23 protein-coding genes are annotated in these 22,322 nt (G+C 66.5%); 11 read left to right on the forward strand and 12 right to left on the reverse strand.

Annotation, left to right across the window (positions count from 1 at the left end):
- Positions 1-14: 14 nt before the first annotated feature.
- Positions 15-1,262 carry a polyhydroxyalkanoate depolymerase gene (locus tag ACGHN1_RS01490; RefSeq protein WP_390547713.1) on the reverse strand — a complete coding sequence of 416 codons (1,248 nt, stop codon included), beginning with the start codon at positions 1,260-1,262 and terminating at the stop codon, positions 15-17.
- Between the two features lie 152 nt (positions 1,263-1,414).
- Here ACGHN1_RS01490 and ACGHN1_RS01495 point away from each other — a divergent pair, with 152 nt between their 5' ends.
- From ACGHN1_RS01495 to ACGHN1_RS01520, 6 genes are all read left to right on the forward strand, one after another.
- Entirely contained in the window at positions 1,415-3,223 is a 1,809-nt protein-coding gene (locus tag ACGHN1_RS01495; protein ID WP_390547715.1) for an ABC transporter transmembrane domain-containing protein, read from the forward strand.
- A 157-nt stretch (positions 3,224-3,380) separates the two neighbouring features.
- Complete coding sequence (locus ACGHN1_RS01500; RefSeq protein ID WP_390547716.1) at positions 3,381-5,576, forward strand: M13 family metallopeptidase; 2,196 nt, start codon at positions 3,381-3,383, stop codon at positions 5,574-5,576.
- A 71-nt stretch (positions 5,577-5,647) separates the two neighbouring features.
- The gene (locus tag ACGHN1_RS01505; protein WP_390547718.1) at positions 5,648-6,442 is read left to right on the forward strand and encodes an undecaprenyl-diphosphate phosphatase; all 795 of its coding nucleotides are present in this window, start codon (positions 5,648-5,650) and stop codon (positions 6,440-6,442) included.
- A 98-nt stretch (positions 6,443-6,540) separates the two neighbouring features.
- A complete protein-coding gene (locus ACGHN1_RS01510) occupies positions 6,541-6,807 on the forward strand; it encodes a hypothetical protein (protein ID WP_390547720.1) in 267 nt (88 codons plus the stop codon).
- Positions 6,808-6,894: 87 nt separating this feature from the next.
- Positions 6,895-7,143 (forward strand): hypothetical protein, encoded by a 249-nt coding sequence (locus ACGHN1_RS01515; RefSeq protein WP_390547722.1) that lies wholly within the window; start codon positions 6,895-6,897, stop codon positions 7,141-7,143.
- A gap of 113 nt (positions 7,144-7,256) precedes the next feature.
- On the forward strand, positions 7,257-7,532 hold the full coding sequence (locus tag ACGHN1_RS01520; protein ID WP_390547724.1) for a hypothetical protein: 276 nt from the start codon (positions 7,257-7,259) through the stop codon (positions 7,530-7,532).
- Between the two features lie 72 nt (positions 7,533-7,604).
- On the opposite strand, the gene phhA is transcribed toward ACGHN1_RS01520, so the two are convergent.
- From phhA to ACGHN1_RS01550, 6 genes are read right to left on the reverse strand one after another with little or no spacing between them, the layout of a single operon-like run.
- The gene (gene phhA, locus ACGHN1_RS01525; RefSeq protein WP_390547726.1) at positions 7,605-8,546 is read right to left on the reverse strand and encodes a phenylalanine 4-monooxygenase; all 942 of its coding nucleotides are present in this window, start codon (positions 8,544-8,546) and stop codon (positions 7,605-7,607) included.
- Positions 8,547-8,583: 37 nt separating this feature from the next.
- Positions 8,584-9,816, reverse strand: a complete 1,233-nt coding sequence (locus ACGHN1_RS01530) for an acetyl-CoA C-acetyltransferase (protein WP_390547728.1) — start codon at positions 9,814-9,816, stop codon at positions 8,584-8,586.
- Positions 9,813-11,057, reverse strand: a complete 1,245-nt coding sequence (locus ACGHN1_RS01535; protein WP_390547730.1) for a CoA transferase — start codon at positions 11,055-11,057, stop codon at positions 9,813-9,815. Before ACGHN1_RS01535 ends, ACGHN1_RS01530 begins: the two co-directional genes overlap by 4 nt.
- Positions 11,058-11,061: 4 nt before the next feature.
- Positions 11,062-12,255, reverse strand: coding sequence for an acyl-CoA dehydrogenase family protein (locus ACGHN1_RS01540; protein ID WP_390547732.1), 1,194 nt, complete (start codon positions 12,253-12,255; stop codon positions 11,062-11,064).
- Complete coding sequence (locus ACGHN1_RS01545; protein ID WP_390547733.1) at positions 12,242-12,457, reverse strand: hypothetical protein; 216 nt, start codon at positions 12,455-12,457, stop codon at positions 12,242-12,244. The genes ACGHN1_RS01540 and ACGHN1_RS01545 overlap by 14 nt, the downstream gene beginning before the upstream one ends.
- Positions 12,454-12,750: a hypothetical protein gene (locus ACGHN1_RS01550; RefSeq protein ID WP_390547735.1), complete on the reverse strand. Its 297-nt coding sequence runs from the start codon at positions 12,748-12,750 to the stop codon at positions 12,454-12,456. Before ACGHN1_RS01550 ends, ACGHN1_RS01545 begins: the two co-directional genes overlap by 4 nt.
- Before the next feature lie 119 nt (positions 12,751-12,869).
- On the opposite strand from ACGHN1_RS01550, the gene recQ reads away from it, so the two are divergent.
- From recQ to ACGHN1_RS01570, 4 genes are all read left to right on the forward strand, one after another.
- Positions 12,870-14,669, forward strand: a complete 1,800-nt coding sequence (gene recQ / locus ACGHN1_RS01555) for a DNA helicase RecQ (protein ID WP_390547736.1) — start codon at positions 12,870-12,872, stop codon at positions 14,667-14,669.
- 65 nt (positions 14,670-14,734) lie between these two features.
- Complete coding sequence (locus tag ACGHN1_RS01560) at positions 14,735-15,649, forward strand: SPFH domain-containing protein (protein WP_390547738.1); 915 nt, start codon at positions 14,735-14,737, stop codon at positions 15,647-15,649.
- A gap of 18 nt (positions 15,650-15,667) precedes the next feature.
- Complete coding sequence (locus ACGHN1_RS01565; protein WP_390547740.1) at positions 15,668-15,865, forward strand: toxin-antitoxin system HicB family antitoxin; 198 nt, start codon at positions 15,668-15,670, stop codon at positions 15,863-15,865.
- A 67-nt stretch (positions 15,866-15,932) separates the two neighbouring features.
- Complete coding sequence (locus tag ACGHN1_RS01570) at positions 15,933-16,916, forward strand: right-handed parallel beta-helix repeat-containing protein (protein WP_390547742.1); 984 nt, start codon at positions 15,933-15,935, stop codon at positions 16,914-16,916.
- On the opposite strand, the gene ACGHN1_RS01575 is transcribed toward ACGHN1_RS01570, so the two are convergent.
- The 3 genes from ACGHN1_RS01575 to xth form a co-directional block, all read right to left on the reverse strand.
- The gene (locus tag ACGHN1_RS01575) at positions 16,913-17,563 is read right to left on the reverse strand and encodes a tetratricopeptide repeat protein (protein ID WP_390547744.1); all 651 of its coding nucleotides are present in this window, start codon (positions 17,561-17,563) and stop codon (positions 16,913-16,915) included. The genes ACGHN1_RS01570 and ACGHN1_RS01575 overlap by 4 nt on opposite strands.
- A gap of 160 nt (positions 17,564-17,723) precedes the next feature.
- Positions 17,724-18,794, reverse strand: a complete 1,071-nt coding sequence (gene ribA / locus ACGHN1_RS01580) for a GTP cyclohydrolase II (RefSeq protein ID WP_390549729.1) — start codon at positions 18,792-18,794, stop codon at positions 17,724-17,726.
- Entirely contained in the window at positions 18,791-19,588 is a 798-nt protein-coding gene (gene xth / locus ACGHN1_RS01585) for an exodeoxyribonuclease III (protein WP_390547746.1), read from the reverse strand. The genes ribA and xth overlap by 4 nt, the downstream gene beginning before the upstream one ends.
- 108 nt (positions 19,589-19,696) lie before the next feature.
- On the opposite strand from xth, the gene ACGHN1_RS01590 reads away from it, so the two are divergent.
- On the forward strand, positions 19,697-21,124 hold the full coding sequence (locus ACGHN1_RS01590; RefSeq protein ID WP_390547747.1) for an alkaline phosphatase: 1,428 nt from the start codon (positions 19,697-19,699) through the stop codon (positions 21,122-21,124).
- A 215-nt stretch (positions 21,125-21,339) separates the two neighbouring features.
- Here the strand turns inward: ACGHN1_RS01590 and ACGHN1_RS01595 are convergent, their stop codons facing one another.
- Positions 21,340-22,005, reverse strand: a complete 666-nt coding sequence (locus ACGHN1_RS01595; protein WP_390549731.1) for an outer membrane lipoprotein carrier protein LolA — start codon at positions 22,003-22,005, stop codon at positions 21,340-21,342.
- 76 nt (positions 22,006-22,081) lie between these two features.
- Positions 22,082-22,249, reverse strand: coding sequence for a 50S ribosomal protein L33 (gene rpmG / locus ACGHN1_RS01600; RefSeq protein ID WP_067682697.1), 168 nt, complete (start codon positions 22,247-22,249; stop codon positions 22,082-22,084).
- Between the last annotated feature and the right edge of the window lie 73 nt (positions 22,250-22,322).

A 22,322-nucleotide genomic window follows, 5' to 3' on the forward strand; every position in this document is an offset into this window, starting at 1 on the left:
TCGGGTCCGGGGGTTCAACCGTGCTCGGCCATGAAGGCCTCGACCACCGGAGCGATCTTCTCGCGCCAGCGGCTGCCGTTGAATATGCCGTAATGCCCGGCGCCTTCGGCCATATAATGGCGCTTTTTCCCCTCGGCGAGATTGGGCGCGAGCTTGAGCGCGGCCTTGGTCTGGCCGATCCCGGAGATGTCGTCGCGCTCGCCCTCGATCGCCAGCAGTGCAGTGGTGTCGATCGCGCCGAGATCCACCTGCTCGCCGCGATGGGCGAAAGTGCCCTTCGGGATCGAGTGCTTCTGGAACACCTCCTCCACAGTCTGGAGATAGAATTCGGCGGTCATGTCGCAGACCGAGAGGTATTCCTGGTAGAAATCCTTGGTCGCCTGCGCGCTTTCCTCGTCGCCCACGGTCAGATGCTTGAACATCTCGTAATGGCTCATGAGATGATTGCCGAGGTTCATGCTCATGAAACCGGCAAGTTGGAGGAACCCGGGATAGACCCGGCGGCCGCCGCCACGATATTGCATCGGCACGGTGGCGACGACGTTATGGCGGAACCATTCGATCGGACGGTCCATCGCCAGATCGTTGACCCCGGTGGGGGACTCGCGCGTGTCGATCGGGCCGCCCATCATGGTCAGCGTCCTGGGCGCGGCGGGATCGTCGTGGCCGTTCATGATCGCGGTGGCGGCGAAGGCCGGGACGGACGGCTGGCACACCGCCATCATGTGCGCCGCCTTGCCCTCGTTCGCTTCGGCGATGAATTGGAGGAACTCGACGAGGTAGTCGATGTAGTCGTCGAGATCGAACTGCCCTTCCTTGAGCGGAACGGTCCGCGCATCGGCCCAGTCCGTGACATAGACTTCCGCGCTCTCGATCATCCGCTCAACCGTGCCGCGTAGCAGCGTGGCGTAGTGGCCGCTCATCGGCGCGACGATCAGCAGTCTGGGCGCATCGTCGGGCAGGCCGTCGCGGCGGAAGCGCTTGAGATCGCCGAACGGCTTGTTGAGCACGGTGGCTTCTTCCACCGTCTCCGCCGCACCGTCGACCGTCACCGTCTCGATGTTCCAGGCCGGCTTGCCACGAGTGATCGTGGCGTGGGCGAAGACCTCCAGCGCGCTCGCAGCCATCGGGCCGAGGCCCAGATATCCGCCCATGTAACCCATCGGAAGCGCCGGATTGGAGAGCATTTCCGCTCCGATCGACGCCCAGGCGCTGGCGGAATTGAGCCAGCTGCGCTGGAGTTCATAGGCGTGATACAGCAATGCGGGTCCCCTGCGGTGCCGCATCGTTGGCGGCGGTATTCGTTGTTTTCTCTCCCAAGGTGGCGATTTCCCCGCGATTGTGCAACGCACAATTTCCGAAGCAAGGTTCGGAGCCAGTGGATTTTGCTCGTGGGCGGAGCTAGGCGGCGGCGATGGCCGGGATGGACGAGGAACCGCAAGAAACGGGCGAGGGGACACGCAAGGTCCGTTCGCTGAGGCCGCTGGCGATGATCTTTCGCGCCGCCGGTGCCTATCCCGCCCAGCTCGCCTTCGCCGGCTTGGCCTTGCTCGTCACCGCGATCATAACCTCGCTGGCGCTGCCTTCGGCCCTGAAGCTGATCATCGACCGCGGCTTCGGTGCCGGCGGGGTCGGCGGGGCGGATATCGGGCGCTGGTTCCGCTATCTGCTGCTGCTGGTGGGCGTGCTCGGGATCGGGACGGCGCTGCGCTTCTATTTCGTCAGCTGGCTGGGCGAGCGCGTTGTGGCGGACATCCGCGCCGCCACCTACCGCAACCTGCTGCGCCTCGCGCCCTCCTTTTTCGAGGAGAACAGTCCCAAGGAAATCTCCAGCCGGATGACCGCCGACACCGCGATCATCGAACAGGTCGTGGGCAGCACGCTGTCGATCGCGCTGCGCAATATAATCATGGCGGTCCTCTCGATCGGCTATCTCTTCTGGCTGGCTCCGCAACTGGCCGTGAACCTGCTGATCGGCATTCCGGTGATCCTGGTGCCGCTGGTGATCTTCGGCGGCAAGCTGCGGCGGATCAGCCGGACCAGCCAGGACCGCGTGGCCGATGTCGGGGCAATGGTCACCGAAGTGCTGTCGGCGATGAAGATCGTCCAGGCGTTCAACCAGGAGCCGCGCGAGAGCACCCGGTTCGCGGAGGCGGTGGAGCGCACCTTCGCGGTCGCGAAGAGCCGCATCCTCATCCGGGCGGTGATGACGGCGCTGCTGATCGTGCTGATCTTCGGTGCGATCACCGTGCTGTTGTGGCGCGGCGCGGTGCTGGTCGAACAGGGCGAGATCACCGGCGGCACGATCGGCGCCTTCGTCTTCGCCGGCGTGATCGCCGCCGGGGCGCTGGGGGCGCTGACCGAGGTTTTCGGCGACCTCCTGCGTGGGGCCGGAGCGGCAAGCCGTCTGGGCGAGTTGCTGCAGGAAGCGCCGGCCATCGCGCCGCCCGCCCGCCCGCAGGCGCTGCCCGTACCGTCGCGCGGCAGCCTGTCCTTCCGCAATGTCACCTTCCGCTACCCGACCCGCCCCGAGGTCGCCGCCCTTTCCGATTTCAGCCTCGAGGTGGAGCCGGGCGAGACGGTCGCCATCGTCGGGCCATCGGGTGCGGGTAAATCGACCATCTTCCAGCTCGCGGAACGCTTCTACGATCCCCAGGCCGGCACGATCCGGCTGGACGGCATTCCCCTCACCAGCGCCGATCCGGCGGACATCCGCGAGCGTATCGCCTACGTCCCGCAGGAGGGCGTGCTGTTCAGCGCCAATGCGCGCGACAACCTGCGCTATGGCGCCTGGGATGCCGACGACGAGGCGATTCAGGAAGCGGCCCGCGCAGCCAACGCCGCCGATTTCCTCGCCGGCCTGCCCGAGGGGCTCGACACCTATCTCGGCGAGGATGGAACCCGCCTCTCGGGCGGTCAGCAGCAGCGCCTCGCGATCGCCCGGGCCTTGCTGCGCGATGCCCCGATTCTGCTGCTCGACGAAGCAACCAGCGCGCTCGATGCGGAGAGCGAACGGCTGGTGCAGGATGCGCTCGACCGGCTGATGCGGGATCGCACCACGCTGGTGATCGCCCACCGGCTGGCGACGGTGCGCAAGGCCGACCGGATCGTGGTGATGGATGGCGGGCGGATCGTCGAGCAGGGTACTCACGCCCAGCTTTCGGCGGGCAGCGGGCTCTATTCGCGCCTGGCGGATCTCCAGTTCGGGCGCGAAACCGCCTGATTTCAGCCCCTGTTCAGTCGAATATCCTATAAAGAGACTTATCCGACCGACCAATGACATCGTCAGGCGCGCCGATGTGCTATGACGCGTCAGCAGCGCTGTGCCCCGTGGACTCGTTTAAAGGGGCATGCGCGCGTTCTTCCGGGAGACTGCACAGATGATTCGTAACCTTCTCGCCGCCGGCGCCAGCGCGCTCGCCCTTACCGTCGCCGCTCCGGCCGCCGCGCATGACGCGCACGCCAGCCACGATGCGCAGGGTATCCACGAAGCCTTCCATATCGAAGAGGGTGATGCCGCTTCCGCTTCAGGCGAGGTGGCGACTCCGACCATGAGCTTCGGCACGTGGGGCTTCGATCCCGAGACCCTGTCGCCCAGCATCGATCCGGGCGACGATTTCTTCGCCTTCGCCAACCAGAAATGGCTCGATGCCAATCCGCTTCCGCCCGAATACAGCCGCTTCGGCGCGTTCAACCTGCTGCGCGAGAAATCGACGTCCGACGTCAAGGCGCTGGTCGACGAGCTGGTAGCCAAGGATGCAGCCAGCCTGAGTGCGGACGAGAAGCGCATCGTTGCGGCCTACAATGCCTATAACGACAACACGGCGATCGATGCCGCGGGCCTCGCCCCGGCGCAGCCCTACCTCGCCGAAATCCGTGGCGCGGACACGCTGGCCGATCTGGTGACCCTGTGGTCGAAGCCCGGCTATTCGAGCCCGCTCGGCGGCTATGTCAGCGTCGATGCCAAGGAGCCGACCCGCTATTCGGTCTATCTCGGCTCGGGCGGTCTCGGCCTGCCGGACCGCGATTATTACCTCGACACCAGCGAGAAGGGCCTGGACATCCAGGCCAAGTATCGCGACTACCTGACCTTCCTCTACCAGCAGGCCGGATACCAGAATCCCGCCGAGATGGCCCAGAAGGTCTATGCCTTCGAGGATCAGATCGCCCGCACGGTGACCTGGGATCGCGCAACCCGCCGCAATCGCGACCTCACCTACAACGCGCTGACCCCGGCCGAGCTGCAGGCAATGGCGGGCGGGTTCCCGCTCGACGCCATGCTGACTACCGCGGGCTTCGACGAAACCGATCGCTTCATCGTGTCCGACCTTCCGCCCAGCGCCGCGCGCGCGCAGGAACTCGGTCTCGACCAGGCGACGCTCGACAAGATCGGCGGCGGAACCCCGGCGATGATGAAGCTGGTCCAGGCGACCCCGCTCGACGTACTCCAGGCTTGGACCGTGAAGGGCTTCCTCAATTCCAATGCCGCCGTGCTGCCTTCCGCGATCGACGATGCGCAGTTCGCCTTCTACGGCACCACGCTCAACGGTACGCCGGAGCAGCGTCCGCGCTGGAAGCGTTCGATCGACGAGACCGAAGGCCTGCTAGGCGAGCTGGTCGGCGCCTCCTACGTCGAGCGCTACTTCCCGGCCGAGAACAAGGCCGCGATGGTCGATCTGGTCGCCAATCTGCGCAAGGCGGTGGCCCAGAGCATCGACGACATCGAATGGATGAGTCCTGCGACCAAGATGGAAGCGCTCGCTAAGCTAGACGCCTTCGACCCGAAGATCGGCTATCGCGACGAACTCGAGACCTACGACACGCTGGCGATCGATGCCGATGGCCCGCTCGCCAACCGCATGGCTGCGGCGCAGTGGCAGTACAACGACATGCTGTCCAAGCTCGGTGGTCCGATCGACCGCACGGAATGGGGCATGCTGCCGCAGACGGTGAACGCCTATTACAACCCGACCAAGAACGAGATCGTGTTCCCGGCCGGCATCCTGCAGCAGCCGTTCTTCGGCATCACAGCCGATCCGGCGGTGAATTACGGCGGGATCGGCGGCGTGATCGGGCACGAGATCGGCCACGGTTTCGACGATCAGGGCTCCAAGTCCGATGGCACCGGCATGCTGCGCAACTGGTGGACCGACGCCGACCGCGAAGCCTTCGATGCCCGCGGCAACGCGCTGGTCGAACAATACAACGCCTTTTGTCCACTCGATGGCGGGGAAACCTGCGTCAACGGACGGCTGACGCTGGGCGAGAACATCGGCGATCTCGGCGGTCTCGCGCTGGCCTACCGCGCCTACAAGCTGCATCTCGACGGCAAGGAGGACAAGGTGATCGACGGTCTCACCGGCGATCAGCGCTTCTTCCTCGCCTGGGCGCAGGTATGGCGTTCGCAGCAGCGCGAGGATGCGGCCCGCCAGCGGCTGCGCACCGACCCGCACAGCCCGGAGGAGTATCGCGTCAACGGCGTGGTGCGCAATCTCGATGCCTGGTACGATGCCTTCGATGTGACGCCGGAAGACGAGATGTACCTGCCGCCCGAGGAGCGCATCACGATCTTCTGAGCCCCGGCGCCCGTAAGCGGGCGCAAAAAGCAAATTGACTTGGCCCGCGCTTCTTCCGAGAGGCGCGGGCCATGACGTTCCTGCAGCAGCTGATCATCGCCATCGTCCAGGGGATCACGGAGTTCCTGCCGATCTCCTCCTCGGGACATCTGATCCTCATCCCCTATGTCACCGATTTTCCCGACCAGGGTCCGCTGATCGACGTCGCGGTGCACATCGGCTCGCTGCTGGCGATCATCCTTTATTTCCGCAAGGATGTGATGGGCCTCGCGCGTGGCGGGTTCGCAGCGGTCGGTCTCGGTAACGATCCGGCGCAGCGGCGGCTGTTCTGGTACATTCTGGCAGGTACGATCCCCGCGGTGGCGCTGGGCTTGTTCCTCAAGCTCGGCGGTTATCTCGAAAGCTTCCGGACCACCGAACTCGTCGCGGTCAACCTTATCGTTTATGGCGTCCTGCTGGGGCTCGCGGACCGGTTCGGCAAGCAGGTCAAGAGCTATGAGGACATGACCCTGCGCGATGCTGTGCTGGTCGGGCTGGCACAGGCGCTGGCACTGATCCCGGGGACCAGCCGCTCCGGCTCGACGATGACGGCCGCCCGGGCACTTGGCTACAAGCGTGCCGAATCCGCGCGCTTCTCGTTCCTTCTGGCGATCCCGGCAGTCGCCGGGGCGGGCCTTCTCGCGGCACTCGATCTTGCCGAGGCTTCTGTGGCGATGCAGATGGATGCGGTGGTTACGGGGGTCCTGACCTTCCTGGCCGCCATTGCGACCATGATGTTCCTGATGAGTTTCCTCCAGCGCGCATCGCTCATGGTCTTCGTGATCTATCGCGTCTTGCTCGGCGTGGCGCTGCTGTTGCTTTTCTGACACGTGACGCCATTCGCCGTCATCGCTTCGTCGCAATCGCCGGAACGAAATGTCCGACCGCGCCTTGAAATGGCGAAACGACACAGGAATTTTGCCCGATGGGCCTCGTGATCCTCGTCATTACCGGTGTGCTTCTGGGCTGGCTGGGCTCGATCGTCATCCAGCGCGAGCATCGAACGGGTATCTGGACCTGCGTCGGGGCGGGCGTGGCCGGCGCGCTCGCCGGCGGAGCGCTGTCTGGCAATGTGCCGCTGCTTGCGGGCATAAGCCCGATGCAATTGCTGTGGGCCCTCATCGGCGCACTGGCTGCAATTGCGCTGGCGGATCTGATCGCGACCCGGCTCGGGGACGGTGCCCGGCCCTGACCAGCACGCAGCGCTGCCACAATTCGGACTTACATCGACGGTTGGCCCCTGTTATGCCGCGTTCTCCATTACCAAGGGGAAGACGTAATGAAGAAGTTTGCCATCGCCTCCGTCGCCGCTCTCGGCCTTTCGCTCGCCGCCTGCGACAGTCCGCAGGAAGAGGCTGCCGAGGAGCAGGCCGAAACCATGGAGGAACAGGCCGACACCATGGAAGATCAGGGCATGATCACCGACGAAGAGGCCGATGCGATGGAAGCAGAAGCCGACAATGTCGAAGATGCCGCCGAGGGCGACACCGACGCGATGACCGGCGACATGGAAGAGGCCGTCAACTAAGACGCTCTGCAACGGGGCGGGAACCGTTCTCTGCCTGACACATTCTTGCCATATTCGTCCTCCTTTCGGGCCAGAGTCCGCGACGAGGCGAATGCACCGAAAGGACCCAGATCATGAATTTCAAGAAGACCACCCTTATCGCTTCCGCCGCCGCTCTCAGCCTCGGCCTTGTAGCTTGCGATGGCCCGCAGGAAAACGCGATGGAAGACGCCGGCGAACAGAACGCCGAAATGGTCGACGATCAGGCGGATGCCATGGAAGATGCCGGCATGATCAGCGACGCCGAGGAAGACGCAATGGTCGACCAGGCGGAAGACCAGGCCGACGCCATGGAAGAGACCGGCGAGGCGATGGACGAAGGCACGGAAGACGCTGCTGAGCCGATGTAATCATCCGGTTCGAGAACTAGAACGGCCCCGGAAGCGATTCCGGGGCCGTTTTTCGTGTGCGGAACCATGCGGTCAGACGGGCTTGGCTCCGCTCCCGCGACCGCCGCGCAAAGTGTATTCGAGCGTGCCGCGATTGACCACGTGATCGACGTCGATCACCGCAGTATTGGCATAGGTGAAGCCCGGGTCGAGCTGGCGGTAGAGCCGGTCGAAATCGCGCTCCACGGTCTGGTGGTAGAGATCCTCGAGACTGTCGATCACGAAATAGGTCGGCTGCAAATCGCTGATGACGTAATCGGTGCGCATCACCCGGTCGACGTTGAGCATGATGCGATTGGGGCTTTCCGCCTCCACCGCGTAGACGACCTCTGTGGGGCCGGAGAGGATGCCGGCGCCGTAGGCCCGGATATCGCCCGGCCTTTCCTCGATCAGGCCGAATTCCACCGTGTACCAGTAAAGCGCGCCCAGTGCCTTCAGCCGATTGTGGCGCATCGCCTTCCATCCGGCCTTGCCATATTCGGCCATGTAATCGGCATAGACCGGGTCGGTCAGCATCGGCACGTGGCCGAACACGTCGTGGAAGACGTCGGGCTCCTGGATGTAGTCGAAGGTCTCGCGCGTGCGGATGAAATTGCCGGCCGGAAAGCGGCGGTTGGCGAGATGCCAGAAGAACACGTGATCGGGGATCAGCATCGGCACCGGCACCACGCTCCAGCCGGTGAGCTTGTCGAGTTCCTCGCTCAGCACCCCGAAATCGGGGACGCCGCCACGGCCGAGGTCGAGCTTCTCGGTGCCCTCCAAAAAGGCGGTGGCGGCGCGGCCGGGCAGGACCTCCATCTGCCGGGCGAAGAGATCGTCCCAGATCGCATCGTCCTCGCTGTCGTATTCGGTCTGCTTAGGCTCGAGCCAGTCTTCCCCGACATGATCCGGGCGTTTCAGCGGCGCGGTAAAGACGGCCGGATCGAGGTCCGGCAACCGGGTGAAGTCCTGTTTCGGTTCAGCGAGTGTAGCCATGGTGCGCGATTTAGGGTTTTTTCCGTGAAGTTACAAATCAGGCGGCGCGTTCGAACACCGCGGCCATGCCCTGGCCGCCGCCGATGCACATGGTCTCGAGGCCGTAGCGCACTTCGCGGCGCTGCATCTCGTACGCCATGTCGGCGAGGATGCGGATCCCTGTCGCGCCGATCGGATGGCCGAGCGAGATACCCGAGCCGTTGACGTTGACGATGTCGCGGCGGCTGTCGCCTTCGTCAAAGCCCCAGCCCTTGAGCACGGCGAGCGCCTGCGGGGCGAAGGCCTCGTTGAGTTCGATCAGCCCGATGTCGTCCCAGCCGAGGCCGTTTCTGGCGAATAGCCGCTCCACCGCCGGAACCGGGCCAATCCCCATCCGCGCCGGATCGCAGCCCGCAGCGCTCCAGGAGTGGAACCAGAGGATGGGTTCGAGACCCAGCTCCGCGATCTTGTCCTCCGCCACCACCAGGCAGGCGGCGGCGGCATCGTTCTGCTGGCTGGCATTGCCAGCGGTGACGATGGCATCGGGATCGCGCTTGCCGTCGATGGGGCGCAGCGCGGAGAGGCTTTCCATGCTGGCGTCGGGACGGAAGCCCTCGTCCTTGGCGAACACCAAAGGATCGCCCTTTCGCTGGGGGATTTCGACCGGGACCAGCTGCTCGTCGAACTTGCCCGTCTCCCACGCGGCGGCGGCGTTGCGGTGGCTCCGGACGGCGAAGGCATCCGCCTCCTCGCGCGTGATGCCGTAATCCTTGGCGAGGTTCTCGGCGGTCTCGATCATGCCGGTGATCACCCCGAAGCGCTCGATCGGCTGGCTCATCAGCCGACCGCGCGTCAGCCGGTCCCACAGCACCATGTCGCCCAGCCGCGCCCCGTGCCGCGCCTTCGTGGTGTAATGCTCGACATTGGACATGCTCTCGACCCCGCCCGCGAGCACGCAATCGGCCATGCCGGTCTGGACCATCATCGCTGCCGTCGCCACCGCCTGCAGGCCCGAGCCACAGCGCCGGTCGAGCTGCATGCCCGGCACATCGATCGGCATTCCGGCGGCAAGCCAGCTCCAGCGCCCGATCGCCGGTGCCTCGCCGCTGCCGTAGCCCTGGCTGAACACCACGTCGTCGACCCGCTCCGGATCGATTCCGCTGCGTTCGACCAGCGCCCGGATAATCGCCGCGCCGAGTGCGCCGGCCTCGAGCGGGGCAAGGCTGCCGAGGAAGGTGCCGACCGGCGTGCGGAGCGGCTTGCAGATGGCGACACGGCGCAATTCGGTCATGGCTTTTCCTTGTCGGAGAGACGGGCGACATCGCGGTCCACGAGCGCACCGATGGTACCCGAGGCGAGGCTGAGACGTTCGGCCAGCACCTCCTCGGTATGCTGGCCGAGATAGGGTGCCGGGGCGGGATCGCCGGCAGCGCGATCGGGAATGTTGGCGAAGCTGCGGGGGGCCGGATAAGCAAAGTCACTGGGGTTGGCGGGTGATGGGCCGAAGAGGGGGTTGTCGCGCACGAGCGCGGCGTCGTTCGCAGCCTCGTGCATGGTACGGTAGCGTTCGAAAGTGGTGCCCTCGGCGGCGAGACGGCTGGAAAGTTCGGCCCAATCGAACTGGTCCGCCCTGTCTTGAAACAGCGCGAAGAGTGCATGGCGGTGCTCGAAGCGCGGGCGGTCTCCGGTGGAAAAATCGGCGCCCGTATCCGCCTCGAGGGCGGCGATCTCCACGGTGATGCCGAACGCCGCCACCAGCCCGCGCCACTGCTTCGCCGTCAGCGCGGCGACCATGAAGCGCACCCCGTCGCGGCTGCGGAAATCGCGCCCGAACGCGCCCCAGATCGCGTTTCCGAGCCGCTCGCGATCCCCGCCGCGATAGAGCATCTCCGCCATCGCCCCGCTGTTCGCCATGGTCCCGATCGCGACATCGCCCAGCGGGACGCGCATCTCGCTGCCCTCGCCTGTGGTGTCGCGGTGGCGGATCGCCGCGAGCAGGGCGAAAGCGCAATAGGCACCGGTGATGAAATCCCAGGCGGGCAGCACCTGGTTGACCGGCGGCGCGGTGCGCTGGTCCCAGTCCTCCGGCCCGCACATCAGCGGATAGCCGCTCGCGGCGTTGACGGTGAAATCCATCGCCTGCCGCCCGTCGTGCCAGCCCATGATCCGAACGCTGACGAGGTCCGGAGCGCCCGAAACCTGCCTTTCCGCCACCGCCCCGTGGGAGAGGAAGCTCTTCTCGGGCAGGTTGGTGATCAGATTGCCCGTCTTGGCCGCCAGCTCGACCAGCAGTTCGCGCCCCTCGTCGCTCCTGAGGTCCAATGCGACCGATTTCTTCGCCCGGTTGAGGTTCTCCCAGCTCAGCGATCGCCCCTCGCGGGTCAGCATGTAGCGATCGTAATCGAGCCCGCCTTCCTTGTGATCGACGCGGATCACCTCCGCGCCCATCTGCGCGCAATAGAGCCCGGCGGTGGGCGAGGCGACGAAGCTCGATGCTTCGATGATGCTCAGGCCGTCGAGGAGGTTGTACAAGCGCTCAGAGCCCCGCGGCGAAGTCGCGCAGCATGTGCTTGGCGATCTGCAGCTGGAGGATCTGCGTCGTGCCCTCGTAGATGCGGTAGATGCGGGCATCGCGGAAGAAGCGCTCGGCATCGTATTCGGCGAGATAGCCTGCGCCGCCGTAGATCTGCACCACCCGGTCGACCACCCGGCCGCACATTTCGGAGGCGAAGACCTTGAAGGCGGCAGCGTGCTTGACCGTGTTCTCGCCGCGGTCGACCCGGGCGGTGACGTCGGCCATCATCGCCTCGGCGGCGTAGATCTCGGTCCAGCTTTCGGCGAGCATCTGCTGGATCAGCTGGAAGTTGGCGATGGGTTCGCCGAAGGCCTGACGCTCGCTGGCGTATTTCACCGCGGAATCGAGCGCGCGGCGGGCATAGCCGGCGCTCGCCGCACCGACCGAGATGCGGCCGTTGTCGAGGCTCATCATGGCGAAGCGGAAGCCCTGCCCGGTCTCGCCGCCGAGCAGCGCTTCGCCGGGCACGTGGACATCGTCGAGCATGACGTCGGCGATGTGGCTGCCCGCCTGGCCCATCTTCTTGTCGGGGCTGCCGACGCTGACGCCCGGCGTGTCCATCGGGACGACGAAGGCGCTGACATGCGCGTTCTTGGGCAGCGCATCCTTTTCGGTGCGCGCCATGATCAGTCCGACGTCGGCGTGCGGGGCGTTCGTGATGTAGCGCTTGGTGCCGTTGAGGATCCAGCCGTTGCCCGCCGGATCGGGCCGTGCCGTGGTCTGCATCGCCGCCGAATCGCTGCCCGAACCCGGCTCGGTCAGCCCGAAGCAGGCGATCGCGCCCTCGGCAATCCGCGGCCACCACTGGGCCTTCTGCGCCTCGGTGCCGCCGTTCTTGATCGCCGAGTTGAACATGCCGACGTTGATCGAGAAGATCGAGCGGAAGGCCGGGGCGGCATAGGCCATGGTCTTCACGATCTTGGCATATTGCGTGATGTTGAGACCCGCGCCGCCAAATTCCTCCGGCACGGTCAGGCCGAACAGGCCCATCTCCTTCATCTCGGCAAGGATGTCGTCGGGGACCTTGTCGTGCGCGATGACATCGGGTTCGGCGGGAATCAGCCGTTCGCGGACGTAGCGTTCGAGCTGCTCGTGGAACTGCGCGAAGGTCTCGGCATCCATGCCTTCGTTCGTCTGGCTGTCACTCACCGGCATTCTCGGCGCTCTCCTCTTCGACCGGTTCGTCCTCGTCCAGCGCCTCGGCCGGGGTGCGCCGCTGGTCGATCATCGCGGCGGCCTCGTCGAGCGCGCGCGCTTCGCCCACGGTCACCCCGCCCGGCCCGGGGTCGGTCTCGGCAGGGCCGCAGGCGGCGAGCGCGAGGAGGGCCGGAAGCGGGAGTGCCCGCGCGACGATCACTCGGTCTCGTCCATCGCGTCCATGGCTTCGGCCGCGGTGTCGGCGGCGTTGTTGCCGGCATCCTCGATGTTCTGCGCCTCGGCGGCGGCTTCCTCGGCCGGGTCGACGTCGGAAGGTTCGGTGGTCACGGTGGCGTCGGCATCGATCACCGGCGCGTCGTCGATGCCTTCCAGCGCTTCGTTGGCGGGAATCTCGACGGTATCGGCCTCGGCCTCGGTCGAGGCATCGTCGGCGCTGCCGCAGGCGGCGAGGGCGAGGATGGCGGGCGCGGCGAGGGCAAGGCGGAATTTCATCGGGGTTCTCCTCAGAGGTCTGATCGCGGCGACCCTAATACCGCGCACGAGCCCCGGCCAAGGGGAAAATGCGTCTGAGCCCGTTCATTTCACCGGGCCGTTCTGCCAGGGCCCCACGCATGGTTGCCGCGATCGATACAGCAGATGTTCTAGCCCCCGCGCGAGCCGAGCTTCGCCGGGTGTTCGGGTTCGAGGAATTCCGCGGGGCGCAGGCCGAAGTCGTCGAACGAACGCTGACGGGCCTTTCCACCCTGGCGGTGATGCCGACCGGAGCGGGCAAGTCGCTGACCTATCAGTTGCCGGCGGTGATGCTGGAGGGGTGCTGCGTCGTCGTGAGCCCCTTGATCGCGCTGATGCACGATCAGCTGCGCAGCGCCCGGGCCAACGGCATCCGCGCGGCGACCCTGACCAGCGTCGACGACGACTGGCGCGAGACGATCGCCGCCTATCGCGCCGGCGAACTCGACCTGCTCTATGTCGCGCCCGAACGAGCGAGCCAGCCCGGTTTCCGCGATCTGCTCGCCGCCGCGCCGCCGGCGCTGTTCGCGGTGGACGAGGCGCATTGCGTGTCCGAATGGGGGCACGATTTCCGCCCCGACTATCGCCAGCTGCGCCCGCTGATGGATGCCTTCCCGCAGGTCCCGCGCCTCGCGCTCACGGCGACGGCGGACGCGCAGACCCGGGCGGATGTGCTGGCACAGCTCGGCATTCCGGCGGACGGACTGGTGCTCGCCGGCTTCGACCGGCCGAACATCCGCTATGCCATACGGCACCGGGATAATCCGGTGCGCCAGATCGCCGATCTGATGCGGCGGCAGCCGGGGCCGGGGATCGTCTATGCGCCGACGCGCCGGAAGGTGGAGGATCTTGCCGAAAAGCTCGCCGCGGCGACGGGGCGCGAGGTGCGGCCCTACCACGCGGGACTCGATCCGCAGACCCGTGCCGCCAACCAGGCCGATTTCGTCGCGTCGGAGGACATGGTGGTCGTCGCCACCATCGCCTTCGGCATGGGGATCGACAAACCCGATGTGCGCTTCGTCGCCCATGCCGGGATCCCCAAGTCGATCGAGGCCTATTACCAGGAGACCGGCCGCGCGGGCCGCGACGGCGATCCGGCGCTGGCGACGATGTTCTGGGGCGCGGGCGATTTCGCCACCGCGCGCCAGCGGCTGGGCGAGGTCGAGGGTTCGCGGCAGGCGGGAGAGCGCGCCCGGCTCGATGCCCTGGCCGGCCTGGTCGAGACGCCGCATTGTCGGCGGGCGGTGCTGCTCCGGCATTTCGGCGAGGACCCGCCCGAGGCATGCGGCAATTGCGACAATTGCCTCGAGCAGCCGGGCGTCACCGACGTCACCGAACTGGCGCGCAAGCTGCTCTCGGCGGTCTATCGCACCGGGCAGAGCTTCGGTTTCGGTCATGTCCAGAAGGTGCTGACCGGGGCCGCGGACTCGCGCGTGAGCCAGCGCGGACACGACCGGCTCTCGGTGTTCGGGATCGTCGCGGACGAGCAGGCCGCACTGTTGCGTCCCCTGTCGCGCGCGCTGCAGGCCCGCGGCGCGCTGGTCGCGACCGAGCATGGCGGGCTGGCGCTCGGCGGCGATGCCCAGGCGATCCTGAAGGGGGAGAAGCCTGTCGAGATCGTCGTCCATCCCGCCGGTCGCGAAGGGAGCGGCCGCCGGCGTCGCGACAGCGCCCCCAATCCGGTCGACGATCCGCTGTTCGAGGCGCTGCGCGATCTGCGCCGCGAACTGGCGCAAGAGGCGGGGGTGCCGCCCTATGTCGTGTTCCACGATTCGACATTGCGCGAAATGGCTGCCGCACGCCCCGCCTCGCTGGCGGACCTCGGCTCGATCGCGGGCATCGGGGCGAAGAAACTCGACGCCTACGGAGCGCGGTTCCTCAAGGTCATCGCCGACAATTGACCGCTTCCCCGGTCCGATATAAATACGATATCATAATTATATCGACAGGCAGGAGGTGATTCGCGATGACGATCGAACTCAAGGGCATGAACACCAGCAGGGAAACCGCCGGCTCCACCATGAGCGGCTATCCCTGGCTTCTCGTTCTGTTGGCGCTGCTCGCGCTCGCGGCATGGGATTTTGCCGCCTGGCTGCCCGATGGCGGCGCGAGCGGAGCGCCGGTTGCACTGTTCGTCTCGGTCCTGGTGGGGGCATCCCTGCTGTTTCTGCTGGTGCTGCTCGGCTTCTTCATGATCCAGCCCAACCAAGCCGCCGTCCTCACCCTGTTCGGCGAATACCGAGGGACCGAACGGACCGAGGGGCTGCGCTGGGTATGGCCCTGGATCATGCGCCAGAAGATTTCGGTGCGCGCGCACAACATCCATTCGGAACGGGTCAAGATCAACGATTTGCGCGGCAATCCGATCGACATCGCCTGCAACGTCGTCTGGCGTGTCCGCGACACAGCCCAGGCGGTCTTCGACGTCGACGATTACAAGCAATTCGTGAACATCCAGATCGAGGCCGGTTTGCGCACGGTCGGATCGCGCCACCCCTATGACGATTTCGAGGGCGAGGCGACCACGCTGCGAGGCAGCGGCGAGGTGGTGAACCACGAACTTCTGGAAGAACTCAACGACCGGGTGAAGGTGGCGGGTATCGTGGTCGACGAAGCCGGCCTCACCCACCTCGCCTATGCCTCCGAGATCGCGCAGGCCATGCTGCGCCGCCAGCAGGCCGAGGCGGTGATCGCCGCCCGTGCCAAGCTGGTGATCGGTGCGGTCGGCATGGTCGAGGATGCCCTGACGAAGCTGAGCCAGGACGGAATTGTCGATCTCGACAACGAACGCCGCGCGACCATGGTTTCCAATCTGATGGTGGTCCTGTGCGGGGAGCGCGAGGCCCAGCCCGTGGTCAACGCCGGCACGCTCTACCAGTAGGGAGCAACGGCCGGACTTGTGCCCCAGAAGAAAGCCTTTGCCCTGCGGCTCGACCCGGCGGTCCACGCCGCGGTCGAGCGGCTCGCGGCCGCCGAACTGCGCAGTGCCAATGCCGAGATCGAGGTGTTGCTGCGCGAGGCACTGGCGCGCCGGGGGATCGAGGTGCCCTCGGCGCGCCCGCCCCGCCGGGGCCGGCCTCCCGCCCGGGAGGAATGACGGTCCCGCAACGGGACAGCCGTTTTGCCTTAGCGACGGTTTAACCAATACCGACTAGATCGACCGCATGCCTTCGCGCGCGCCTCATGTCGATTCGCGACCATCCGTCTGGATGGTCGGCCTGCTGGCGGGTCTGGCGATCGCCGCGCTTCCCGCCGCTGCGCTGCTCGCACAGCCGGCAAGCGCTCCCTTCACCGTCGCCGAAACCGGCCGCGCCTACTCTTCGCTGCAGGATGCGCTTGACGCCATCGGCTCCGGCAGCGGCTCGGTGGTGGTCGCCCCCGGAACCTACCGCGAATGCGCGGTGCAGGAGGCTGGACGCACCGCGATCCGCGCCAGCGTGCCGGGCCAGACCGTGTTCGATGGGGTGACCTGCGAGGGCAAGGCCGCGCTCGTCCTGCGCGGCGAGAGCACCTTCGTCGAAGGCATCGTCTTCACCGACATGGCGGTCGAGGACGGCAACGGCGCCGGCATCCGCATGGAGCGCGGCAACGTCACCGTTTCGCAAAGCTGGTTCCGCGACAGCCAGCAGGGCATCCTCACCGCGGGCGATCCCGACGGGCGGCTGACGATCGACAAATCGACCTTCTCCGGCCTCGGCACCTGCGAGTATTCGGGCGGCTGCGCCCATTCGATCTATGCCGGCGAGCTCGGCGAGGTGGTGGTCACCCGCACCCGCTTCGAACGCGGGACCGGCGGGCATTACCTGAAATCGCGCGCGCAGAGCACGGTGGTGCGCGACAGCAGCTTCGACGACAGCAGCGGCCAGGCGACCAATTACATGGTCGATCTGCCCAATGGCGGCACCGGAGCGGTCGAGAACAACCGTTTCGTGCAGGGGCGCGACAAGGAGAATTACTCCGCCTTCGTCGCGGTCGGTGCGGAAGGGGCGAGCTACAGCTCCGACGGTCTGCGTATCGTCGGCAACGACGCGCGCTTCGTGCCCGGTCTGCGCCGGTCGAGCGCCTTCGTTGCGGACTGGACCGGGGACCGGCTGGTGATCGAGGGCAACACGCTCGGCAGCGGGCTGACCCGGCTGGAGCGGCGTTAGAACCCGTTCCCGGACGCCATCTCGAAGCGCGCCGGGACATTGTAATTGCGCGCAATGCGATCGGCCCGCACCAGAGTCTCGTCCGAGATATCGTTGCCCGACTGCGGCATGTGTTCCAGCAGCAAGACCTGCGCATTCTCGTCGCCCGCCGCGCTCGCGACCAGCCAGTAGGCCAGCGCTTCGTCGAGATCCTGCGCGACACCCTCGCCATTGGCGTAAAGCACGCCGATGCCCTGCAATCCATGTGCGTTTCCCATGCGGGCGGCCGCCTGGTAATAGCGCATCGCCGCTGCGTGGTCGCGCGCGGTGCCGCGCCCGGTCGCGTGCATCACCGCGAGCCCGACCATCGCGTCGGAGCTTTTTTGTCCCGCGGCCTTGCGAAACAGGGCAACGGCTTCTTCCAGCGTGCCTTGCGCGGTCCCTTCGTCGATCATCACCGCCAGCCGCCATTGCGAATAGGCGTCGCCCTTCTCGGCACCGGCCCGGAACAGCTCGGCAGCGTCTGTCTCGGCATCGCCCTTCGCCGAAGCGAAGCCCCGCGCATCCTCGCCGCCGACGATCGGGCCATCGACTTCGGCCGGTGTGTTGCCGATCAGCGCCGCGGCCGCGGCGAGCGAGAGCAGGGGGCGGATGAAAAGCGAACGCATGGGTCGAACCTCGGGTTTTGTCTTGTCCCGCAGCCTTGCGGGATTTGTTCGACAACGCACGAGGTCGCGCATTCTTTCCAAAAATGACCAACGGGTTGGCGATGAAGCCGGGCGCGAAACCTGCGGGGCGAGGTTTCGGACCGCTCGGAGCGGTGGGCGATCAGGGCAGCAGATGTCCCGAACGGTCGCGCTTTGTGGTGAGGTAGCGCGCATTATGTGCGTTGTCCGGCAGCGCGTGCGGCACGCGTTCCGTCACGGTGATCCCGTGCGCCGCCAGGGCATCGAGCTTGGCGGGGTTGTTGGTCAGCAGCCGGACCGCGTCGATCCGAAGCAGCTTCAGCATCCGCGCCGCGGTGGGGAAATCGCGCGCCTCCTCGGGCAGGCCCAGCCTGGTGTTGGCATCGACCGTGTCGAACCCCTGGTCCTGCAGCCGGTAGGCGCGCAGCTTGTTGACGAGCCCGATCCCGCGACCCTCCTGCCGCATGTAGAGCAGCACCCCCCAGCCATTGTTCTCGCGTGCCTCACGCGCCATCGCCGCCAGCGCGCCGTCGAGCTGCGGCCCGCAATCGCATTTGAGGCTGCCGAGAACATCGCCGGTCAGGCATTCGGAATGGAGGCGCACGAGCGGGGGGCGCGAGGGATCGCGCGTGCCGATCACCAGCGCGACATGCTCGCGCGTGTCCGCCGGGCTGCGGAAGGCGACGATCTCGGCATCGGCGGTCGCGCTTACCGGCAGGCGCGCCCGGCTGGCGATCTGCAGCGCGGCCGGGTCCGCGAAGGCGGCGCAATCGGCGCTCGTTACCCTCAAGGCCTCATCCACGTTGTCGGGATCGACCATGAAGGCAGGCAGGATGCCGGCGATCCTGGCCAGTTCGAGCGCGGTGCGCGCCGCTTGCTGCCAAGCGCAGTCGAGCGCCTTGAACGGGCCCTTGAGCGGACGCGCGAGATCGAGCGCGGGGTCCGCCACCGCCAGCGCCGCGTCGGGATCGAAGGTCTCGGCCCCGCGCAGCAGCACCGGCTCGCCCGGCACCGCGGCGGCGCACTGGTTGGCGAGCTTGAGCGTCGCCGCGCGGCTGGCGGAGATCAGCAGGGTCTCTGCGCGAAGGTCCGGGCGATAGAGCGTCTCGATCGGCTGGAGCGGCGGAGCGTCGTCGACGGCGATCGGCCAGCCGTGGCGCAGCGCATCGACCGCCTGCGCGGCGCTTCTGGCCGATCCTTCCGCCTCGCTCAGAGGTCGAACTCCGTCACCAGCGGGACGTGATCCGACGGCTTGTCCCAGTCGCGGGCATCCTCGTGGACGCTGTGGCCGACCGCCTGTGCCGCCAGCGCGGGGCTGGCCCACATGTGATCGAGCCGCCGACCGCGGTCGTTCGCTTTCCAGTCCTTGGCGCGGTAGCTCCACCAGCTGTAATAGCGCCGAGGGTCGGGAATGTGCTGGCGGCCGATATCGGCCCAGCCGTGCGCATCCATGAACCGCTGCAGCGATTCGACCTCGATCGGCGTGTGGCTGACCACCTTGAGCAATTGCTTGTGATTCCACACGTCGCTTTCGAGCGGGGCGACGTTGAAATCGCCGACGATCAGCGTCGGCCGGTCGATCCCGTCGGCCCAGCGCGCCATCCGCTCGAGGAAATCGAGCTTCTGGCCGAATTTCGCATTCTGCTCGCGGTCGGGAATGTCGCCGCCGGCGGGGATGTAGACGTTCTCGACGATCGCGCCCTGATGCGCCGGATCGGTCAGCTCCACCCCGACATGCCGCGCCTCGCCGTTGTCCTGCCAGTCGTGCCTGGAGAAATCGCGAAACGGCACTTTACCCACCGTCGCCACCCCATGATAGCCCTTCTGCCCGTGGACCGCGAAATGCTCGTAACCGAGCGCGCGAAACGCCTCGTAGGGGAACTGGTGCTCCTGGCACTTGATCTCCTGCAAACACAGCACGTCGGGCGCCTGCTCGCGGATGAAGCGTTCGACGATCGGCATGCGGAGGCGCACCGAATTGATGTTCCAGCTGGCGATAGAAAGCATGGCCGATCACCTAGGGGCCGGGCAAGGCTGCGGCAAGCTTCCCGGTTTCGTCATTTCCGGCTTGCATGTAGGCGCGCCATAGTTCCGAATCGCCAAGGAAATCGCGCCATGATCCGCTTCCCTATCGCCCTCGCCATCATCGCCGCGACCGGGCCGCTGCTCGGCGGCTGCACCACCACCGGGGCAGGGGGTGCCGGTGCCGGCATGGTCGCTTCGGCAGAGGCGGATGCGCCGCGCGCGAAGAACGTGATCCTCTTCATCGGCGACGGGATGGGCATCTCCACCATCACCGCCGCGCGGATCTATGCCGGCCAGAAGCTGGGGCAGAGCGGCGAGGAACATGTCCTGCCGTTCGAAACCTTCGATCACGTCGCTCTGGTCAAGACCTACAACACCGATGCCCAGGTGCCGGACAGCGCCGGCACGGCGAGCGCGATGCACACGGGCGTCAAGACCCGGATCGGCATGCTCGGCATCGGGCCCGAGGCACCGCGCGGGGATTGCCGCGTCGGCGAGGAGCATCACCTGCCCCTGCTCGGCGAGGAGGTGAAGCGCCGGGGCCTTGCGCTCGGCATCGTCAGCACCGCGCGGCTGACCCATGCCACGCCCGCCTCGGTCTATGCCCGCAGCGTCGATCGCAATTGGGAAATGGACGGGGAAATCCCGTCGGAACAGGCCAATTTCGGCTGCCGGGACATCGCCCGCCAGCTGGTCGACGCGGATTTCGACCTGGCGCTCGGCGGGGGCAGGGGGACCTTCTACGGGTCCGCCGGCCAGGGCGGTCGCACGCGCGAGGCGGACGATCTGCCCGCTGAATGGGCGGCGCGGACGGGCGGGACGGTCGTCGCCACCGGGGCCGCGCTCGAAGCGGCACCGGCCAACCGGCCGGTTCTCGGGCTCTTTTCGCCCAGTCACATGACCTATTCAGTTGATCGCACCGCCGACAGCAGCGAGCCGACCCTCACCGCGATGACCGCCGCGGCGATCGAGCGGCTCCGCCGCGATCCCGAAGGCTATTACCTGATGGTCGAGAGCGGGCGGATCGACCATGCCCACCACGCGGGCCAGGCGGGTTATGCGCTGGAGGAGGCGGTCGAGTTCGCCAACGCGATCCAGTACGCGATCGACAACACCGATCCCGACGAGACGCTGATCATGGTCACCGCCGATCACAGCCACGTCTTCACCATCGCCGGCTATCCCAGACGCGGCAATCGGATCCTCGGCCTCGTCGAAGCGCCCGAGGGCGGCGGCGAGGACGGGCCGGCCGGGGAAGGACCCGTTTTGGCGAAGGACGGCAAGCCGTACACCACGCTCGGCTACGCCAACGGCCCCGGCGCGGTCGCCGGAGAGCGTCCGGTGCCCGAAACCGGCGTGGATGCGCGCCAGCAGGCGCTGGTGCCGTTGGGCTCGGAAACCCACGGTGGCGAGGATGTCGCGCTCTATGCCGAGGGACCGGGTGCCGACGCGGTGAAGGGCGTGATCGAGCAGAACCGGATCTACGACATCATCCGCCGCGCATTCGGCTGGGAGTGAGACAACAAAAAACCCTCGTGCCGGGGGCATTGGCACGAGGGTTCCTTTTCGCGTTCGTCACGCTTTGAACAGGTCGGGTACCGAATGACAGGCAACAGGGGGGAACCCGTCTTCATCCGTCCTGTGCGAGTAGAAATAGGCCCGGCGGGATTGACCCTTTATGAACGCGACCGCGCGATTTGCCGCAACGGGAAAACCGTTCGTCCGCGCGCCGTTCAACCCGGTCGGCGGGACGAGCGGCGCGGGTCGCGGAAGGTGAACGCGCTGTCCGCCACCGAGACGCCGTAACGCTGGTTCGACAGCCGCACGGTGGTGCGATTGTTCTGCGAATCGAGCGCCACCCAATTGGTCAGCTGCAGCCCGCCGGGCGCCGAGGCGTCGCGGGTGAAGATCAGAGTGATGACGCCGAATTCCGGGCGCTTGGGATCGCGCACCTCGACGGCGACGACATTGGCATTGCCGCTGGAAACCAGCTTGCCGTACCGCTTCACGTCGCGGCTCGGATCGAGCAGCGCGCCCAAGGGCGAATTGCTAATCGGCCAGCGCTGGACCTGATCGACCTCGTAATCGACGAGATAGAGCGAACTGCCGTTCGAGACGACCAGCATGTTGGCGCTCTTTTCGTATTCGAAGCGGATCTTGCCCGGCCGTTTCAGCGTCAGCACCCCGCCGATGGTCCGGCCCTGCCGGTCGGTCTGGGTGAAATTCGCCTTCATCGTCGAGATGCCGCGCAGTGCCTCGACCGCGCGATCGAGATCGGCGGCGGACTGGGCCACGGCAGGCGCGGGGGCGAGCGCGTAGGTTGCGGGGGCGGCGGCGACCATGGCGAGCGCCAGGGCCGAACCGAACGATGTGCTAAGCGGAATGCGCAATTTCTTCATGCTCCAGCTGTAGGATCGGAGCATTGAACCACCCGTGAACTGCAAGCGTTCCCGCCATTCAGCCCCGGGTTTCAGATCACTTGATCTTGGCTTCCTTGAACTCGACGTGCTTGCGCGCGACGGGATCGTATTTGCGGAAGGTCATCTTCTCGGTGATGTTGCGCGGGTTCTTCTTGGTCACGTAATAGAAGCCCGTGTCTGCGGTCGAGACGAGCTTGATCTTGACGGTTGCGGGCTTCGCCATCGTGAATTCCTGAGTCTGAAAAAATAAGGGCGGCGCGAGCAGCACCGCCGTTCCGGCGCGCCCCATGGGCGAT

The organism is Qipengyuania sp. MTN3-11, assembly GCF_042851825.1.
Taxonomy (GTDB): Bacteria; Pseudomonadota; Alphaproteobacteria; order Sphingomonadales; family Sphingomonadaceae; genus Qipengyuania.

Coding starts and splice junctions, on each gene's coding strand:
- ACGHN1_RS01495 (WP_390547715.1), top strand. CDS start 1,415: ATGGCCGGGATGGACGAGGAACCGCAAGAAACGGGCGAGGGGACACGC.
- ACGHN1_RS01500 (WP_390547716.1), top strand. CDS start 3,381: ATGATTCGTAACCTTCTCGCCGCCGGCGCCAGCGCGCTCGCCCTTACC.
- ACGHN1_RS01505 (WP_390547718.1), top strand. CDS start 5,648: ATGACGTTCCTGCAGCAGCTGATCATCGCCATCGTCCAGGGGATCACG.
- ACGHN1_RS01510 (WP_390547720.1), top strand. CDS start 6,541: ATGGGCCTCGTGATCCTCGTCATTACCGGTGTGCTTCTGGGCTGGCTG.
- ACGHN1_RS01515 (WP_390547722.1), top strand. CDS start 6,895: ATGAAGAAGTTTGCCATCGCCTCCGTCGCCGCTCTCGGCCTTTCGCTC.
- ACGHN1_RS01520 (WP_390547724.1), top strand. CDS start 7,257: ATGAATTTCAAGAAGACCACCCTTATCGCTTCCGCCGCCGCTCTCAGC.
- phhA (WP_390547726.1), bottom strand. CDS start 8,546: ATGGCTACACTCGCTGAACCGAAACAGGACTTCACCCGGTTGCCGGAC.
- ACGHN1_RS01530 (WP_390547728.1), bottom strand. CDS start 9,816: ATGACCGAATTGCGCCGTGTCGCCATCTGCAAGCCGCTCCGCACGCCG.
- ACGHN1_RS01540 (WP_390547732.1), bottom strand. CDS start 12,255: ATGCCGGTGAGTGACAGCCAGACGAACGAAGGCATGGATGCCGAGACC.
- ACGHN1_RS01550 (WP_390547735.1), bottom strand. CDS start 12,750: ATGAAATTCCGCCTTGCCCTCGCCGCGCCCGCCATCCTCGCCCTCGCC.
- recQ (WP_390547736.1), top strand. CDS start 12,870: ATGGTTGCCGCGATCGATACAGCAGATGTTCTAGCCCCCGCGCGAGCC.
- ACGHN1_RS01560 (WP_390547738.1), top strand. CDS start 14,735: ATGACGATCGAACTCAAGGGCATGAACACCAGCAGGGAAACCGCCGGC.
- ACGHN1_RS01570 (WP_390547742.1), top strand. CDS start 15,933: ATGCCTTCGCGCGCGCCTCATGTCGATTCGCGACCATCCGTCTGGATG.
- ACGHN1_RS01575 (WP_390547744.1), bottom strand. CDS start 17,563: ATGCGTTCGCTTTTCATCCGCCCCCTGCTCTCGCTCGCCGCGGCCGCG.
- xth (WP_390547746.1), bottom strand. CDS start 19,588: ATGCTTTCTATCGCCAGCTGGAACATCAATTCGGTGCGCCTCCGCATG.
- ACGHN1_RS01590 (WP_390547747.1), top strand. CDS start 19,697: ATGATCCGCTTCCCTATCGCCCTCGCCATCATCGCCGCGACCGGGCCG.
- ACGHN1_RS01595 (WP_390549731.1), bottom strand. CDS start 22,005: ATGAAGAAATTGCGCATTCCGCTTAGCACATCGTTCGGTTCGGCCCTG.
- rpmG (WP_067682697.1), bottom strand. CDS start 22,249: ATGGCGAAGCCCGCAACCGTCAAGATCAAGCTCGTCTCGACCGCAGAC.